Annotated in this window: 14 protein-coding genes and 2 pseudogenes; 10 read left to right on the plus strand and 6 right to left on the minus strand. The window is 71.5% G+C overall.

From position 1 onward, the window contains the following. Positions 1-2 precede the first annotated feature (2 nt). The 3 genes and pseudogenes from BR85_RS11450 to BR85_RS11455 all read left to right on the plus strand — a co-directional run bounded on the left by BR85_RS11450 (position 3) and on the right by BR85_RS11455 (position 2297). Complete coding sequence (locus BR85_RS11450) at positions 3-812, plus strand: alpha/beta fold hydrolase (protein WP_028496658.1); 810 nt, start codon at positions 3-5, stop codon at positions 810-812. 87 nt (positions 813-899) lie between these two features. After that, positions 900-1040, plus strand: a pseudogene (locus BR85_RS15865) (IS481 family transposase); the annotation flags it as partial. Between the two features lie 957 nt (positions 1041-1997). Beyond that, the gene (locus BR85_RS11455; protein ID WP_051526317.1) at positions 1998-2297 is read left to right on the plus strand and encodes a metal-sensitive transcriptional regulator; all 300 of its coding nucleotides are present in this window, start codon (positions 1998-2000) and stop codon (positions 2295-2297) included. 209 nt (positions 2298-2506) lie between these two features. On the opposite strand, the gene BR85_RS11460 is transcribed toward BR85_RS11455, so the two are convergent. Continuing rightward, entirely contained in the window at positions 2507-2770 is a 264-nt protein-coding gene (locus BR85_RS11460; protein ID WP_028496660.1) for a metal-sensitive transcriptional regulator, read from the minus strand. After that, a complete protein-coding gene (locus BR85_RS11465) occupies positions 2763-4454 on the minus strand; it encodes an FAD-dependent oxidoreductase (protein WP_028496661.1) in 1692 nt (563 codons plus the stop codon). The genes BR85_RS11460 and BR85_RS11465 overlap by 8 nt, the downstream gene beginning before the upstream one ends. 279 nt (positions 4455-4733) lie before the next feature. Between BR85_RS11465 and BR85_RS15710 the strand changes: the two genes are divergently transcribed. After that, positions 4734-5210, plus strand: a complete 477-nt coding sequence (locus BR85_RS15710; RefSeq protein ID WP_036272835.1) for a MarR family transcriptional regulator — start codon at positions 4734-4736, stop codon at positions 5208-5210. A 130-nt stretch (positions 5211-5340) separates the two neighbouring features. On the opposite strand, the pseudogene BR85_RS15715 reads toward BR85_RS15710, so the two are convergent. Continuing rightward, positions 5341-6210: pseudogene (locus BR85_RS15715) on the minus strand (alpha-L-rhamnosidase-related protein); the annotation flags it as partial. Between the two features lie 221 nt (positions 6211-6431). Here BR85_RS15715 and BR85_RS11480 point away from each other — a divergent pair. From BR85_RS11480 to BR85_RS11505, 6 genes are all read left to right on the plus strand, one after another. Further along, positions 6432-6815 (plus strand): hypothetical protein, encoded by a 384-nt coding sequence (locus BR85_RS11480; protein WP_371863053.1) that lies wholly within the window; start codon positions 6432-6434, stop codon positions 6813-6815. A gap of 78 nt (positions 6816-6893) precedes the next feature. After that, on the plus strand, positions 6894-8036 hold the full coding sequence (locus tag BR85_RS11485; RefSeq protein WP_051526319.1) for a glycosyltransferase: 1143 nt from the start codon (positions 6894-6896) through the stop codon (positions 8034-8036). Between the two features lie 4 nt (positions 8037-8040). Further along, positions 8041-8298, plus strand: a complete 258-nt coding sequence (locus BR85_RS11490; protein ID WP_028496665.1) for a glutaredoxin family protein — start codon at positions 8041-8043, stop codon at positions 8296-8298. A gap of 63 nt (positions 8299-8361) precedes the next feature. Beyond that, positions 8362-9819: an MFS transporter gene (locus BR85_RS11495; protein ID WP_028496666.1), complete on the plus strand. Its 1458-nt coding sequence runs from the start codon at positions 8362-8364 to the stop codon at positions 9817-9819. 61 nt (positions 9820-9880) lie between these two features. Beyond that, positions 9881-11566, plus strand: a complete 1686-nt coding sequence (locus BR85_RS11500) for an aldehyde dehydrogenase family protein (protein ID WP_028496667.1) — start codon at positions 9881-9883, stop codon at positions 11564-11566. After that, a complete protein-coding gene (locus tag BR85_RS11505; RefSeq protein ID WP_081782766.1) occupies positions 11563-13239 on the plus strand; it encodes a GMC family oxidoreductase in 1677 nt (558 codons plus the stop codon). The genes BR85_RS11500 and BR85_RS11505 overlap by 4 nt, the downstream gene beginning before the upstream one ends. A gap of 682 nt (positions 13240-13921) precedes the next feature. Here BR85_RS11505 and BR85_RS11510 read toward each other — a convergent pair. The 3 genes from BR85_RS11510 to ypfJ form a co-directional block, all read right to left on the minus strand. Next, positions 13922-15457, minus strand: coding sequence for a DEAD/DEAH box helicase (locus tag BR85_RS11510; RefSeq protein WP_036275399.1), 1536 nt, complete (start codon positions 15455-15457; stop codon positions 13922-13924). Positions 15458-15690: 233 nt separating this feature from the next. Then, entirely contained in the window at positions 15691-16668 is a 978-nt protein-coding gene (pip, locus tag BR85_RS11515) for a prolyl aminopeptidase (protein ID WP_028496670.1), read from the minus strand. Next, positions 16665-17531, minus strand: coding sequence for a KPN_02809 family neutral zinc metallopeptidase (gene ypfJ, locus BR85_RS11520; RefSeq protein WP_028496671.1), 867 nt, complete (start codon positions 17529-17531; stop codon positions 16665-16667). The genes pip and ypfJ overlap by 4 nt, the downstream gene beginning before the upstream one ends. Between the last annotated feature and the right edge of the window lie 39 nt (positions 17532-17570).

A 17570-nucleotide genomic window follows, 5' to 3' on the forward strand; every position in this document is an offset into this window, starting at 1 on the left:
CGATGACCACCGTTTCGCGGTTCGACACCGCCGTCGGGCAACTGGCAGTCGCCACGCAGGGCTCGGGACCACCAGCGGTGCTGTGGCACTCGCTCTTCGTCGACGATCGTTCGTGGGATGCTGTCGCCGACGATCTCGCGCCGCACCGCACGCTGATCCGGATCACCGGTCCGGGCCACGGCGCCAGTTCGGCCCTCACGGCGCCGTTCTCGCTCGACGACTGCGCCGATGCGGCAGGGGAGGTCCTCCAGGCTTTCGAGATCGAGCAGGCGGTGGATTGGGTGGGCAACGGCTGGGGCGGGCACGTCGGTCTCGTGCTCGCGGCGCGGCAGCCTCCGCGCGTCCGCACGCTGACGACTTTCAACACTCCCGTGGCCGCCCTCACCCGCGAGCAGAGGAAGGCGCCTCGGCTCGCGAAGACCCTGCTCTCAACGGTCGGAGCCGTGCGCCCGCTGAGGGACGGCATCGCGAGCGCGCTCCTCTCACCGCAGGCGCGCGCGGAGCGTCCCGGCCTGGTCGCGTACGTGCACGACTGCCTGCGCAGCGCCGACCGCCGCGCGCTCGCGCACACCGTACGTTCGATCTCGCTCGACCGGCCCGACCTCACGCCGCTTCTCAGCTCGATCGTCGCCCGATCGGTGATGGTGACCGGGAGCGACGATGAGCTGTGGACCCTCGACCAGGCTCGCGCCGCCGCGAGCCGAATGCCGAATGCCGTCGCCGAGGAGGTGAGCGGCTCTGCACACCTCACTCCCCTGGAGAGGCCGGACGAGGCCGCGCGGATCATCCTCCAGCACTGGTCGGACATCTGAGTGGCCGCCCGGGCTTCGCGCTGAGTGCTGCAGGCCGGCGCCGCCCGCAACCAGCCGCGGAAGAAGACGCTGGCCGCGTGCCGGCGGTTCGTATGTCCCGTTCCGAACGAATGCTGGCAGCTCTACGCGACCGAGTACGTCCCTGCCGGCCGCCGCAGAATGCGTGATCTTCCAGCTCATCGACGACAATCCCGTTACGCCGTCGTGTCCGACGCGGCCGTCGGCGAAACCCACATCCACTGACCTTTCCGGGTCAGGTGGCGCTTTCCTCGCCCGCGTTTGCCGCCTCGCGGGAAGTTGTCCTGTGCGCGGCATCTGCGCACCGGCAGCCAGTATCGTTGTCGCATCCATCACGACGATCGCCCACGCCATCTTCGGCTGGTGCGGAATCCGTGCCGGGAAAGTGCCGGGAACCCCGTGGAAACGACGACGATCAACGCGCACCAGTGAGCACTCGAGCCGCGTAATCCCGGGATGAACGAGCACCAACTGCGACCCGAAAACCCCCGATGCCGAACTGAAAATCGTGAGGTCACGGGATCGACGCCCGTCGGAGCCACTGAAACCCTCGTGAGGCTTCTACTCACGGGGGTTTCTTCATTTCCCAGGTCGCGCCAAGTTTCGCAATAGCCACACCGCACCCCAGCAGACGTGTCGCGTCGGGCGAACGGTCGATTTCGGTCCTGTCTCGAGTCGCCTGTGCCGGGAATGTGCCGGGAACTCGACGAATACCCGACTAGTCCGACGCCGCCTGCTTGGGTTCCCTACCCCCCGCATGGGCCATGAGTCGCCCGCCGCCGTCCGAGTCGAGACGGATATTTGACTCTGCCACGAAAGCTGGCGCGCCACCTTAGCAGGGTGAAATCGCGACGTAGCGGTCACTCTTTCACTAGCTCCCGTCGCGCACCTTTGCGACGGGGAATGCCGGGTTTATCAGGCGCTCAGCCTTCGCATGGTTGCCGCACTCGGCGCTCGATAAACACTCCTCGATCGCTCCGCGTGTGCGTGCTCGGCGTGCTCGGCGTGCTCGGGGACACCTGGGGGACACCCAGCGCGCTGATGGGGCCGCCGCATCTAGCATCTCGCGGCGCCTCACCGGCAACGCGTCCGCCCACACGCGCCCTTCGGATACCCGGTCGGGTATCCTGGCGGGGAGTGAAACCGACCTGCAGCGAGGATTCCGGTATGGACAGCATTAAGGCTCCCGCCTCGACCGTCGACCCGGGGGATGCGCTGGTGGCCCAGCAGCGCAAGATCGTGAACCGTCTGCGTCGCGCAGAGGGTCAGCTCAGCGCGGTCATCCGAGCTGTCGAGTCCGGGGCTGAATGTCGCGACATCGTCACCCAGCTGTCGGCGGTCTCCAAGGCGCTCGATCGAGCCGGCTATGCGATCGTGGCGTCGGCGATGCGCACGTGCCTTGCCGACCCCGAGGATCAGTCGATGACCCCCGACGAGCTCGAGAAACTCTTCCTGACGTTGGCTTGACCCCGGACGGTTCGTTCGAAGGTCAGTGGCCGAAGAGACGGGCGAAGAAGCCGCTGGACGGCTCGTGCGCATGCCCTTCACAGCGCTGGGATCGCGGCACACCGCGCATGACCTGGTCGACGTGCTGGCCGCATCCGGACCAGGTCGTCTTCGAACACTTCTTGCAGGTGACTGCGTAGCACATGGGCTCTCTCCTCTTGAGGGGTTGATCAGGCGAGCATGAGGAAGAGCTTCTCGAGCTCTTCGGTGGTCAGATCCGTGTCACGGCGGTCCGCTTCTGGCGTGGCGAGACAGTCCTTCATCGCGGTCGAGACGATCGCGAAGCCGGCGCGATTGAGCGCCCTCGAAACGGCCGCGAGCTGGGTGACGACGTCGCGACAGGACCCGGAATCGTCGACCGCGGCGATCACCGCATCCAGCTGCCCGCGCGCTCGGCGCAGCCTGTTCGAGATGAGCCGCTGCGCGTCAGCCACCCCGCACCACCGCTTCGGTCGCGAGCATGTGCGCCGCCCGCGCTCCCAGCGTGGCGCGCAACGTGAGCATGCCCCCCGACAGGGACGCGGAGTCCATGCCCGACTGGGCGAGCACCCGGTGGGCGATGGCCGAGCGAACGCCCGACGCGCACATCACCCGCACCGGACGCCCCTCGGCACGCTCACGCACCTCGTCGATGCGCTCGCGCAGCTCGGTGTGCGGGATGTGGAGCGCACCCTGCAGGTGTCCCGTCACCCACTCGTCACGGCGCCGGACGTCCAGGACCAGCGCGGTGTCGAGGACCTCGTCGAGATCCTGCGCGTACCAGAGGTCGAGCGTTCCGTTCAGGACGTTCTCGCCGACCATGCCCGTCAGGTTCACGGCATCCTTCGCCTGCCCGTAGGGCGGCGAGTAGGCGAGATCCAGGTCGATGAGCTCGTCGACGGTGAGGCCGCTGCGGATGGCGGTCGCCAGGACATCGATCCGCTTGTCGACGCCGTCGGTGCCGGCCGCCTGCACGCCGAGGATCCGACCGGTGCCGGGAGCGACGTGCACGATCAGATGGATCTGGCTGGCCCCCGGGAAGTACCCGGCGTGCTGGTTCGCGTGCAGGTGCAGTGTCCGGTAGGTGACGCCGGAGGCATCGAGCGTCGCACGGTTCGCCCCCGTGAGCGCGGCGGTGAGTGACCCGACGCGCACGATGGCCGTCCCGACGGGCTGCGGGATCTCCCGCGCGCTGCCCGGCCGGACGATGTCGTCGGCGACGAGCCTGCCGGCCCGGTTGGCCGGGCCCGCCAAGGCGACGGGGCGTCGCGTGCCGGTGATCGGGTCGACGCTGAGCGTCGCGTCGCCGACCGCCCAGATGCCGGGGATGCTGGTGCGGCCGTGGCTGTCGACGATCATCGCGCCCCGTTCGCAGGCGACGCCGGCTTCTTCGAAGACCGCCGTGTCGGGACGGACCCCGACGGACATGACGATGAGATCCGCCGCGAGCTCCGAGCCGTCGGCGAGGATGACCGTGTCGGCATCCGGTCCGTGCTGGATGGCGGTGGCGGCGACGCCGACGTGCAGATCGATCCCGAGTGCGCGCAGCTCCTCGGAGACCAGCCATGCCAGTTCGGGCTCCACGGGAGGCAGGGGCTGGGGCGCCAGTTCGACCACCGAGACCTCGAGCCCCTGCGCCGCGAGCGCTTCCGCGGCTTCGATGCCGATGAATCCCGCCCCGAGGACGACCGCCCGACGGGCTCCGCCGGTGACCTTCTCCCGCAGCGCGATCGCGTCCTCGACCGAGCGCAGCGTTCGCACTCGCGGCGAGTCGACGCCGGGGATGGGCGGCACGAAAGCGGACGCACCGGGCGAGAGCACGAGCGCGTCATAGCTGATCTGCTCCAGACCGTCCACGGTGCGGACGGTGAGGGTGCGGGCGTCCGCGTCGACCGCGATGACGTCGTTGCCTGGACGGACATCCAGCGCGAGCGCACTGCGCAACGATTCCGGTGTCTGGACCAGCAGTGCACGCTCGTCGGTGATCTCACCGCCGACGAAGTAGGGCAGGCCGCAGTTCGCGAAGGACACGTGGGCGCCTCGTTCGAGGACGATGATCTCGGCGGATTCGTCGAGGCGCCGGGCGCGCGCCGCGCAGCTCATCCCGCCGGCGACACCCCCGACGATCACGATCCTCATCGCACGTGCCCCGCGCAGCGCTGCTCTTCCGGAACGCCCGAGAGCGCTTCCTCCACATGCTGACCGCAACCGGCCCACGTCACTTTCCCGCACACATCGCACGTCACTCGACTGCACATGATCTCGCCCCTTCTGATCGGCTCGGCATCAGAGTAACATACCCCCGGGGGTATTTTCTTCCGAGCTCGCCCGATCGCAGGCACGCGTCTCGACGCGCCCCCTCGACAAACCGCGCCCCCGTGGGCGACGATGACTCATCGTGTGCCAAGGGGGGTCCACATGAGCTTGGATGCTGCACGGCTCGCGGCCGTCATCTCACCGCTTCGCCGCGCACTGGCCGCGGCGGCCCGGCAACGGGATCGATTGCCGCACATTCCGGACTCGCACGTGGACGTCATCCGCGCCCTGCCGCGCGGCACCGTGCGCTCACCCGGTGATCTGTCGATCCTCCTGGGGCTCAATCGCACCACCGTCAGCAACCTCCTGACCGCGATGGAGATCAACGGTCTCGTGGCGCGCCGACCGCGGGCCGACGACCGACGGCACGTCGAGGTCGTGGCCTCCGCCGAGGCGCTCGCCCTGGCCGACAGATTCGACGCGGTGTCCACCGCCATCGTCGCGGACGCCGCCGCGGAACTCTCCGCCGGAGAGCGGGATGCCTTGGCCGCAGCCCTTCCGGCCCTCGAGCACCTGCACGATCTCCTCGTCGCGCAGCGGGCGCGCGCGATAGGGCCGGCGGAGCACCAGAACGCGTGAGCCGCGTTCGCGGGCCGAGGCGGCGCACGCCGCGCACCGGATCGGCATCCAGGTCAGTTCCGCCACCGCCCACTCCCCCCGGTGCGTGCCGGACGTCACGGCGACATCGGTCGCACCCGGCCGGCGCAGCACCGCCGCCGGGCTGCGGGGCGATGGGGATGCGCGCATACCCTGGCTCGAGCGGGCTGAGTCCGCCGACGGTGGGATGCATCCAGTCGGCGATCGCACCGAACGCATGGTGGTTGAAGGACGTCATCTCGCCGGGGTTGATGAAACCGTCGGGAAGCTGGGAGTCCCACCGTTCCCAGATCGTCGTCGCCCCCATGCCGACGGGATGGAGCTACGACGGGCACTCGGTCTGCGTGAGCAGGCCGTATGCGTCGTCGAGGTGCCCGGTCCGGGTGAGCGCGGCGGTGATGAACGGCGTGCCGGCGAAGCCCGTGCTGACGCGGTGGCCGCTGCGGGCGACGAGCTCGGAGAGGCGTCCGGCGAGCGCCGTGAACTCCCCGGCATCCCGGCCGAGGATCGTCGCGGTGTCGGCGACGATCCGGGCGGTGCGGTAGGCGCAGAGTGTCGCGACGACGTGGTGATCGGCCTTCGAGCGGAACGGCTCCTCGGGCGGGGCCTCCGGGTCGAGCCAGTCGCCGAACTGGAATCCGTTGTCCCACACACCGCTCGGGGCCAGCATCCCGGCGATGACCCGCGCGTGCGACGTCATCGAGTCGAACTGCTCGGCGAGGACCGCCGTGTCGCCGTATGCCGTCCACAGCGCCCGCGGCACCCACACGGCCGCGTCCCCCCAGATAGCCGTAGCGCCGGGCTTCGGCATCCCCTCGGGCATCGTGAAGTACTTGACGACATCGGGGACGACGATCGGCACGATCCCGTCGTTGTGGTCCTGCTCGACGGCGAGATCGCGCAACCAGTCGCGGAGGAAGTCCTCGACGTCGTAGAGGAACGCGGCCGTGGGTGCGAACGCCGAGAGGTCGCCGGTCCCGCCGCCGGCTCGGGGGTGCGCAGGCTCGGGGGTGAGCGGTACAGTGACCCCGAACGCAGCGCGAGACGAGTGGGGTCGTCGCGGTGGTCCCGGACCACGGCGTTCTCGGGGGGAGCAGGCGGCTTCGGCCGGTTGCCCCGACCGCTGGGTGCTGGGGGGCACGATGCGTACGCAGTCGACGGGCCGTGGAGGCGCGCGATGAACACGCGCGCTGTGATCGCGCGGTGCTGATGAACACGGATGCCGGCGGGGTCGAGCTGTTCGTCGGGCAGGTGATCGCGCTCATCCCGCTCCGGGTGACGGGCCCCCGAGCCGACGAGTTCTCCCGCACGCGGCTGCGCCGCATCTTCCCGCGCAGCCTGCAGCCCCCTGCCGCGAACACCGGGCGGCGCCCCGGCAGAGCCGTACGCCCCAAGACGTACTCGGTCATCACCGACGGCCCCGGGCACGGTTACCTCACCGTCCGCCAGACCGAGATCGAGGTCAGAATCGTCCCGCTCGACCTGGAGACGCCCGAAGACGCGACGGTGTTCCGCGTCGCGGGGGTCGCGGGGCGCGCCATCCGTGTCACCGGCGTCGTGGAGGAGCCCGGGAGCGGCGGGCGCTGATCCTGCGCTCAGCTTCCGCTCCGCACCCCCGGGTAGTCTGTTCCAGACCCCGGCCCGCCGACCGTTCGCGAGCGCTCCATGGATCTGTCGATCATCGTTCCGACCTTCAACGAAGGTCCGAACGTCGACGAGCTTCTGCGCCGGATCGGCGCGCAGCTGGCGGGTCATGACTTCGAGGTGATCTTCGTCGACGACTCGACCGACGACACCCCGGCGATCATCGTCGCGGCCGCCGCGGCCGCGGATTTCCCGGTGCGGCTGCTGCACCGCGAGGTCGCGACGGCGGGTCTCGGCGGCGCCGTCGTGGAGGGCTTCCACCTCGCCGCGTCCCGCTGGTGCCTCGTGATGGACGGTGACCTGCAGCATCCGCCCGAGGACATCCCCCGGCTCCTGGAACGCGCCGCGGCCGGCGATGCCGACGTCGTCGTCGCGTCGCGCTACATCTCCGGCGGCGATTCGAAGGGTCTGGCGAACTCCACCCGGACAGGCGTCTCGCGCGTCTCGACGCTGCTGACGAAGTCGATGTTCCCGCGGAAGCTGCACGGGTGCTCCGATCCGATGACCGGGTTCTTCCTCGTCGATCGGGAGGCCGTCGACATCGACGCGCTGCGGCCTCGCGGGTTCAAGATCCTCCTGGAGATCCTCGCGCGTCGCCAGCTGCGCATCGCGGAGGTCCCGTTCGCGTTCGCGGCCCGGTTCGCGGGCGCGTCGAAGGCGTCGTTCCGGCAGGGCATCCGGTTCCTCACCCAGCTCACGCTGCTCCGCTTCGGCCGGATGTCGGCGTTCGCCCTCGTCGGCGGTGCGGGCGCGATCGCGAACCTCATCATCATGTGGGGGCTCATCCGCCTCGGCCTCGACTACGTCGTCGCGGCGATCATCGCGAGCGAGCTCACGATCATCGGCAACTTCCTGCTGCTGGAATACCTCGTCTTCGCCGACATGCGCGCGGAGTCCGGCCGGATGCGCACCCGGTTCCTGACGTCGTTCGCCTTCAACAACGCCGAGGCGGTCATCCGCATCCCGGTCCTCTGGGTGCTCGTGGAGAGCGCGCATATCCCGAGCGTCCTCGCAGCGGGCCTCACACTCGTGGCGGCGTTCGTCGTGCGCTTCGTCTTCCACGCCCTCGTCGTCTACGCCCCCCGGAGGGCCCGCGTCGAGACGCCGGTACCGGTCGAGCCGACCCCCTCACGGCTTCCACTCAAGATCCCGGGTGAACAATAGAGGGATGATCTCCCCCGATTCGATCACCGTGTTCGGCGCGGACTGGTGCCGCGACTGCGTCCGCACGAAGGCCCAGCTCGACAGCCTCGGCGTCACCTACACCTATGTCGACCTCGTCGCCGAGCCGGCCGCCGCCGACGTCGCGCGCGACATCTCCGGTCGCACCAACATCCCCGTGGTCGTCTACCCCGACTCCACGCATCACGTCGAGCCGTCCAACGCCGACGTCGACGCCAAGCTCCGCGAGCTCGCCCTCATCTGACGCCCGCCCCTCCGGTCGGCGGGTTCCCCGGCATCCACGCGCCCTCCCGTTAGGGTGACTCGCATGGGCATCGACGCACCACCCGACCGCACGGTGACCCGCAGCACGACCGCGCGCTACGCCATCGGCTCGATCGGCACGGGCGGCTTCGGCACGCTGCCGGGGCTCGTCCTGACCTATTACCTCACCGACAACCTCGGCGTCGCGGCGCTCATGGCCGGCGTCATCGTGACGGTCGCGAAGATCTGGGATGTCGTCATAGACCCCGTCGTGGGCGCCCTCACCGACCGCGACCTCGCCCGGCACGGCTCGCGGCGCCGCCTCATGATGGTCGGGGCTCTCGCGCTGCCGGTCTTGTTCGCGCTGACGTTCGCGGTTCCGCCGGCCATCGGCCCGGTCGCCGGCGCCATCTGGGTGCTCGTCGCGTTCCTCCTCACCGCGACCGCCTTCAGCCTCTTCCAGGTGCCGTACATCGCGCTGCCGGCCGAGCTGACCGAGCGCTATGACGATCGCACGACGCTGCTGACGTGGCGCGTCGTCGTCCTGACGTTCGCGATCCTCCTGTTCGGCGCCGGGGGCCCGGTGCTGCGCTCCCTCACCGGCGACCCGACGACGGGCTACCTGCTCGTGGGCATCGTCGCGGGAGTCGTCATCGGGCTCGGGATGCTGATCGCCACGGGCGTCGCGGGTCGCGCGCGCCGCGCGACCTCGGCGATGGCCGCAGCCGGCACGAGCGCCGCCGAGCAGGGCGGGATGCTCGCCGAGAGCGTCGGCGAGCGGGCCGACCCGCAGATCGGGAAGGACGCCTCGACGCCGGGCGGCGGCATCCGCGACAACTTCCGCGCCGCGTGGGAGACGCTGCAGCGCAGCCAGCCGTTCCGCGCGCTGCTGGCCACCTTCTTCCTGCAGGCCCTCGCCACGGGTCTCATGCTCGCCGGCGCGCAGTACCTCGCGACCTGGGTGCTGCGCTCCGAGGATGCCGTGACGCTGCTGTTCATCGCGCTCATCGCGCCCGCCCTCATCGCGGCGCCGGGATGGGGCGTGATCGCGCGCCGCATCGGGAAGGAGCGCGCGTTCGGGCTCGCGAGCGGCGTGTTCGCCGTCGCGGCGCTGTCGACCGTGTTCGCCCTGTGGTCGCCGGGGGCCTGGCTGTACGTGTCGGTGGCCGTCGCGGGCGCCGCGTATGCCGGACTGCAGTCGCTGCCGATGGCGATGCTCCCGGATGTCATCAGCCACGACGCCGCCCGCCACGGGACCGGCCGCGCCGGGGCCTTCGGCGGCGTGTGGACGGCCGGGGAGACGACGGGCTTCGCGCTCGGCGCGACCGTCCTGTCGATCGTCCTCGCCACCACCGGCTACCTCGCGCGCACGGCCGACGAGACCGTCGTCCAGCCGGAGGGCGCGATCGCGGGGATCGTGCTCAGCTTCAGCGTCCTGCCCGCCGCCCTGGTGCTCCTGAGCCTCGTGCCGCTCGCCCGCTACCGGCTCCGCCGCGCCGACATCGAGTCGCGCCTCGTCTGAGACGCGGTGTCGCGCGGACGTATGCTGATGCTCACCCGGATGGGTGTCTGAGGAGAGTGCCGTGACCGCGACCGCCGAGCCCGATACGGATGAGCGCGCGCGCCTGGACGCCGCGCTGATCGAGCTGAGCGCCGGCGCGCGCACGTGGAGCTTCCTGACGCTGCGCCAGCGGCGCACGCTGCTCCTCCGCATCCGCGCGGCCGTCGTCGCCGTCGCGGAGGAATGGGCCGACGTCGCCTCGACGTCGAAGGGCCTGGAGCCGGGGCATCCGCTGCGCGGAGAGGAATGGCTGGGCGGCCCGTACGGGGCCATCGTCGCGCTCGACGCCTACGCCGACACCCTCGCCCGTCTCGCCGAGGGGAAGAGCCCCCTCGCGACGGTGCGCACGTCGGCCGCCCCGGGCGGCCGGGTGGCCGTGCACACGTCGCCGCTGTCGATCGCCGACCGGGTGCTGCTGTCCGGGTTCTCCACCGAGGTCTGGCTGAGGCCGGGCGTCTCGGACACGCAGGCGCGCGCGGCGGCCGGGTTGGGGCAGCGGACGCCGGCGACGCCGGGCGGGGTGGGCCTCGTGCTCGGCGCCGGCAACGTGACGTCGATCCCGTTCCTCGACGTGCTGTACGAGCTCCTGGCGTTCAACCGCGTGGCGATCCTGAAGGTCAACCCGACCCAGGATGCCCTCGTCCCCGTGTTCGAGCGCGCACTCGCGCCGCTCATCGAGCCGGGATTCCTCCGGATCGTGCGCGGCGGCGGGGCGGTCGGCGCGTATCTCACGCGGCATCCGCTCGTCGATCACGTCCACATCACCGGTGCCGAGGCCACCTTCCGCGCCATCGTGCCCCAGCTGTCGGTGCCGATCACGGCGGAGCTCGGCGGGGTGGCGCCCATCATCGTGGTGCCGGGCGCCTGGTCGCGCGCCGACCTGCGCTACCAGGCGGAGCACATCGTCACGATGCGGCTGCAGAACAACGGCCACAACTGCATCGCCGGCCAGGTCGTGCTGATGAGCGCCGACTGGCCGCAGCGCGCGGAGTTCCTCCGGGAGCTGACGGCGGCGTACGAGCGCGCGCCGCAGCGGCCGGGCTGGTACCCGAACACGGCGGCGAAGCTGGATGCCGCGCGCGCGGACTATCCGGACGCGACGGTCTGCGCGGGATCCCGGCTGCTGGTACATGCGGAGGCGGGGGAGGATGCCGCCGCCCTGGAGCGGACCGAGTACTTCGCCCCGGTCCTCGGCGTCGTGGAGCTGCCCGGCCTGGGGCAGGAGTTCGTCGACGCCGCCGTCGCGCACGCGAACGACGCGCTCGTCGGCACCCTGGGCGCGAACATCCTCATCGACCCGGACACGCTCGCGCAGCTCGGGGCGGACTTCGAGGACGCGCTCGTCGAGCTGCGCTACGGCACGATCGCCGTGAACGCCTGGACCGCCTTCGGCTTCCTCACCCCGACCGCCACGTGGGGCGCGTTCCCCGGCGGGACCGTCGAGGATGCACCGAGCGGCATCGGCGTGGTGCACAACGCGTTCCTCCTCGACGACGTCGAGCGCACGGTCGTGCGCGGGCCGTTCCGCCCGTTCCCGCGGTCGATCGGTGGCCTCAGAGGCGGCGGGACGTTCTCGGTGCTGCCGAAGCCGCCGTGGTTCGTCTCCTCGCGCACCGGCGCCGCCGTGTCGGAGGGCTTCACGCGGTTCCGCGCCGACGGCAACTGGGCGAAGGTCCTCGGGACCCTCGTCCGCGCGTTCCGCGCATGAGCCCGGGGCGGGGGCGCGGGGGTGCGCGGGACGGGGCGCGGGATGGGGCTCGGGACCGGGCGTGGGATGCCGACGTCATCGTCGTCGGCGCGGGATCGGCCGGCGCGGCGCTCGCGGCACGGTTGAGCGAGGACCCGGCCGTCTCGGTGCTGCTCCTGGAGGCCGGTCCGCCCGACCGGGCTCTCGAGCTGCACGTCCCGGCGGCGTTCTCGAAGCTCTTCCGCGGCGTGTACGACTGGAACTACGACACCGAGCCGCAGCCGGCGCTCGAGGGCCGGCGCGTGTACTGGCCGCGCGGCAAGACCCTCGGCGGATCGTCGTCGCTGAACGCGATGATGTGGGTGCGCGGCTTCGCGGCGGACTACGACGAGTGGGCGACGGTCGCCGGCGATGCGTGGTCGTGGGACGCGCTCGTGCCGTACTTCCAGCGGGTCGAGCGCACGCAGGATGCCGCGGACCCCAGCCAGGGCCTCGACGGCGCACAGTCGATCGAGCATCAGCGGCATCCACGGCCGCAGACGGCGGCGTTCCTCGACGCCGCCCGCGAGCTGGGCCACGAGGTGACGGCCGCGAACCTTCCGTCCGGGCAGGGGTTCTCGCAGACCATGGTCACGCAGCGTCGCGGCGCGCGGGCCTCGACGGCGGACGCGTACCTGCGCCCCGCGCGGCGACGCCGGAACCTCCGCGTCGTGACGGGGGCGCTGGTGCGGCGGGTGCTCTTCGACGCATCTGGCGACGTCCCGCGCGCGACGGGCGTCGAGCTCGAGCTCGACGGCGTGGTGCGGGAGGTCAACGCGCGGCGGGAGGTCGTGCTGAGCGGCGGGGCGATCAACACGCCGCAGCTGCTCATGCTGAGCGGCATCGGCCCGGCGGAGCACCTCGCCGCCCACGGCATCCGTACGCTCGTGGACGCACCCGACGTCGGCGCGAACCTGCAGGATCACCTCGTCGCCGGGCTCGCGCCCGCCGCGCACGGCGGGACGCTGTTCGGCGCGGAACGCGCCGTCGAACTCGCGCGATACCTCGCGCAGCGCCGCGGGATGCTGACCTCGAACGTCGCGGAGGCGTACGGGTTCATCCGCACGCCGCTGGCCGATGAGGCCGGGCATGGCGCGGGGCTGCCGGACGTCGAGATCCTCTTCGCCGCGGCGCCGTACGTCGGCGAAGGCCTCGTGCCGCTGCCGGCCGAGGGGCTCACGGTCGCCGCGATCCTGCTCCGGCCGCACAGTCGCGGCACGATCCGTCTGGCGTCGGCGGATCCTGCGGCGGCCGCGCTCATCGACCCGGGGTATCTCAGCGACCCGGACGGGATCGACGAGCGGACGCTGCGCGCGGGACTCGAGGAGTGCGAGCGGCTCATCGCGACGCGGGCGCTCGCGGCCGTGACGACGGGCGGCTGGGTCATGCCCGTCGACGGCGAGCGGATGTCGGCCGACGAGCGCATCGAGCTGTCACTGCGACGCTACTCGCACACCCTGTACCACCCGGTCGGGACCGCCCGGATGGGGCGGGATGCGGCATCCGTGGTCGATCCGCAGCTCCGCGTCCGCGGCGTCACGGGCCTGCGCGTCGCGGACGCGTCGATCATGCCGACCGTGATCCGCGGCCACACGAACGCCCCGGCGATCGTGATCGGCGAGGTCGCCGCCGACCTCATCCGCCGCGGTCGCTGACCCCGGGGGGTGAGGCTGGGGCCGGTCGGGGGCGCGGGGCTCATCATCCTTGTGTTTCGCTCGCGGCAAAGTGCGTGTCCCCATGCCCCGCACCCGCGATTCGGCGCCGGCGAACAGCATCCCCGTGTTTCGCCCGCGCCAAGATGCGGGTCGCGGCGCCGCACACCCGCGATTCGGCGCCGGCCAACAGCATCCCCGAACTTCGCCCGCGGCAAAGTGCGACTCCCCGCGCCCGACACCCACCATTCGGCGCGGACGAACGGCGTCCTCGAACTTCACTGGCGCCATAGTGCGGGTTCCCATGCTCCGCACCCGCCATTCGGCGCGGGCGAACGGCATCCCCGTGTTTCACCCGCGCCACATCGCGGTCGCGAGGCGCGCCGTGCCACCTCGAGCCCGCAGGCAACTTCCAAGGCCCAGGCTGCGACTCCCCCCACCCTCGGATCTTCACCCGCGCCAAAGTGCGGGTCCCCACGCCCCGCACCCGCGATTCGGCGCCGGCGAACAGTATCCCCGCGTTTCGCCCGCGCCAAAGTGCGGGTCGCGGCGCCGCACACCCACCATTCGGCGCGGGCGAACCAAGAGAGCCCCCTCACCCGGGCCGCGCCCAGCCCGCCCCGACCCGGGAACGACGAAGCGCCCCGAGCCGAAGCCCGGGGCGCCGCATCATGAGAAGCGTGGGTCAGCGACCGCCGCGGCGGTTGCCGCCGTTCTGGCGCACGACCGATCCGACCGTGAGGCCACCGCCGCCGTGGCTGGCGCGGCGACCCGCCGTGCGGGCGTTGCCGGATGCCGCGGGCTGCGCGGCGGGACGGTCCGCGGCGTGCGAACGCTCCGCCGGACGGCCGGAGGCCGCCGGGCGACCCGATGCCGCGGGGCGACCCGAGCGGTCGGTGCGGGCAGCACCACCACGGCCGCCCTGACCCTGGCCGCGTCCGCCGCCGCCCTGGCCCTCGCGCGCAGCGCGCTTGCGCTGCGCGTTCGCGCCCTGGCTCTGGCCGCCACCGCGCTGCGGCTCGGCCTTCGGCACGGGCTTGACGTACGCGGCGACCTCGCCGACGAGGTCGGCGACCTCGGCCGACTCGGCGGTGACGCGGACGGGCGTGACCGTGATCGCGGCCTTGCGGAGCAGGTCCTTGACGTCCTTCTCCTGGCCGGGCAGCACGAGCGTGACGACCGAGCCCTCGGCGCCGGCGCGCGCGGTGCGGCCGGAGCGGTGCAGGTACGCCTTGTGCTCCATGGGCGGGTCGACGTGGATGACGAGCTCGACGTCGTCGACGTGCACGCCGCGGGCGGCGACGTCGGTCGCGACGAGCACCCGGGCGGCCCCGGTCGAGAACGCCGCGAGGTTGCGGTCGCGCTGCGGCTGCGACAGGTTGCCGTGCAGGTCGACGGACGGGATGCCCTGCGCGGTCAGCTGCTGCGCGAGCTTCTTGGCGTGGTGCTTCGTGCGCATGAACAGGATGCGGCGGCCCGTGCCGGACGCGAGCGTGCGGACGAGCTCCTTCTTGGCATCGGCGCCCTCCACGTGGAACACGTGGTGCGTCATGGCGGCGACCGGCGAGTTGGCCTCGTCGACGGAGTGCAGGACCTCGTTCTGCAGGAAGCGGCTGACGAGCTTGTCGACGCCGTTGTCCAGCGTCGCGCTGAACAGCATGCGCTGGCCGTCGCGGGGGGTCTTGTCGAGGATGCGGGTGACCGAGGGGAGGAAGCCGAGGTCGGCCATGTGGTCGGCCTCGTCGATGACGGTGATCTCGACGGCGTCGAGCGACACGTACCGCTGCTTCATGAGGTCTTCGAGGCGCCCGGGGCAGGCCACGACGATGTCGACGCCGGCCTGGAGCGCGGCGACCTGGCGGCTCTGGTTCACGCCGCCGAAGATCGTCGTCGTCTTGAGGCCGTAGGCCGCGGCCATCGGCGCGAGGACGGCGTTGATCTGCGTCGCCAGCTCGCGGGTCGGGGCGAGGATGAGGCCGAGGATGCGGCCCTGGCGGCGCGAGCCGCCGGCGAGCGCGCCGCCGAGGCGTGCGGCCATCGGGATCGAGAAGGCCAGGGTCTTGCCCGAGCCGGTCTTGCCGCGGCCGAGGACGTCGCGCCCGGCGAGCGTGTCGGGCAGGGTGTCGGCCTGGATCGGGAACGGGGAGGTCTTGCCGTCGGCGGCGAGGACCTCGAGGAGCGGGGCGGGCACGCCGAGCGTGCGGAAAGTCAGTTCAGACATGAGTGAGTGTTTCTGGGCGCGAACGCCCGAGTCGGTGGCCCGGGTGCGGGTGCGCACACGGGGTCGCCGTACGAAGAATGTCAGCCGACTTCGATCCGTGGATCGGCGGCGAGGGAAGCGTTCTACGACGCGAGAAACGCCAGGGAAGGCGCTGCAAGTTCTCCCACCCTAGCAGGAGCGGCTGGGCAGACCCCGTGGACGCCACGGAACCCGCCCGCCGTCACCCCGGAGCGTCAGCCCGCGAACCGGTCCGTCGCCGCCCGGAGCGCGGTCGCGATCCCCGGTTCGGATGCCGAATGACCGCCGTCCGGCACGACGACGAACTCCGCCTCCGGCCACGCCCGGTGCAGATCCCACGCGGTCATGATCGGCGTGCACATGTCGTAGCGCCCCTGCACGATGACGGCCGGGATGTGGCGGATGGCGTCGACGTCGGCGATGAGCTGCCCCTCGCGGAACCAGCCGCCGTGCACGAAGTAGTGGTTCTCGATGCGCGCGAAGGCGACCGCGGCATCCGGCTCGGTCATCGACTCCACGAGACCGGGGTCGGGCAGGAGCGTCAGGGTCGATGCCTCCCACGTCGTCCAGGCGAGCCCTGCCGGGCGGTGCACCTCGGGGTCGGGGTCGGTGAGGCGCCGGTGGTACGCCTCGATGAGCCGCGACCGCTCGAGCACGGGGATGGGTTCGAGGAACTGCTCCCACAGGTCGGGGAACACCGCCTCGGCGCCGCCCTCGTAGAACCACTCCAGCTCGTGCCGGCGGAGCGTGAAGATCCCCCGCAGGACGAGCTCGCTCACGGCCGCCGGGTGCGTCTCCGCATAGGCGAGCGCGAGCGCGCTCCCCCACGAGCCGCCGAACACCATCCACTTCTCGATCCCGAGGTTCTTGCGCAGCAGCTCGATGTCGGCGACGAGGTGCCATGTGGTGTTGTAGCGGAGGTCGGCGTCGGGCGCGCTCATATGCGGGGTGCTCTTGCCGCAGCCCCGCTGGTCGAGCAGGACGATCCGATACCGCTCGGGGTCGAAGAACCGGCGGTGCCATTCGCTCGTCCCCGCCCCGGGCCCGCCATGCAGGAAGACGACGGGCTTGCCCTCCGGATTGCCGGACTGCTCCCAGTACACGCGCTGGCCGTCGCCGGCGAGCAGGTAGCCGGTCTCGTACGGCTCGAGGGGCGGGTAGAGGATGCCGTCCAGGTGCGCCGCGGCGCTCACAGGTCGGCCCCGGACACCCGGAACGTGTCGCAGGCGCCGACGCCGGACTTGTAGCCCGTGGCGAACCAGCGCTGCCGCTGCTCGCTGGAACCGTGCGTCCAGGTCTCCGGGTTCACCTGGCCGGACTGCTCCTGGATGTGGTCGTCACCCACGGTGCCCGCCGCCTCCAGCGCGTCGCGCAGTTGCGCCTCGGTGGGTTCCTGGAGGAAGGCGACGCCGTTCTCATCCTTCTCCTGCGACGCGTTCGCGACCCAGGCGCCGGCGAAGCAGTCGGCCTGCAACTCGGTGCGCACGCCGTTGCTCTCCGGGCCGGTGCCGTTGCTGGGGTAGCGGTCCATGACGCCGGTGATCTGCTGGATGTGGTGGCCCCACTCGTGCGCGAGGACGTACATCTGCGACAGCGGCCCGGCCTCCGCGCCGAACTGCTGGCGCAGGATGCCGAAGAAGGTGGGGTCGATGTAGATGGATTCCTCCGGCGGGCAATAGAACGGACCCGTCGCGTTCGACGCCGTGCCGCACGCGCTCGAGGTCTGCCTGTCGACGATGACGAGCTTCGGCGCCCGGTACCCCTCGAGCTGGCCTTCCCAGAAGCCGTCGAGAACAAGCTGCGTCGCGGCGATGCGGCATTCGTCGTTCGCATTGGCGTCGGCGCCCGTCTCGCACCCGGCGATCTCGGTCTCCTGCCCCTGCGGGGCGCTTCCGCCGCCGCCGAGGAGGCTGCTGAAGTCGCCGCCGGTGAACAGCTGCAGCAGAAGGATCGCCAGGCCGCCGAGCCCCGCGACTCCCACGCCGCCGGCGACCGCGCCGCCACCGCGCTTCCGGGCCGTGTTTCCGCCGACATCGGCGTTGGGATTGAACGTCATGCGCTCACCGTACCCCCGCCGTCGACACCGGACGAAGGC

This window comes from Microbacterium sp. UNCCL10 (assembly GCF_000746195.1).
In the GTDB taxonomy this organism is placed as follows: domain Bacteria; phylum Actinomycetota; class Actinomycetes; order Actinomycetales; family Microbacteriaceae; genus Microbacterium; species Microbacterium saccharophilum.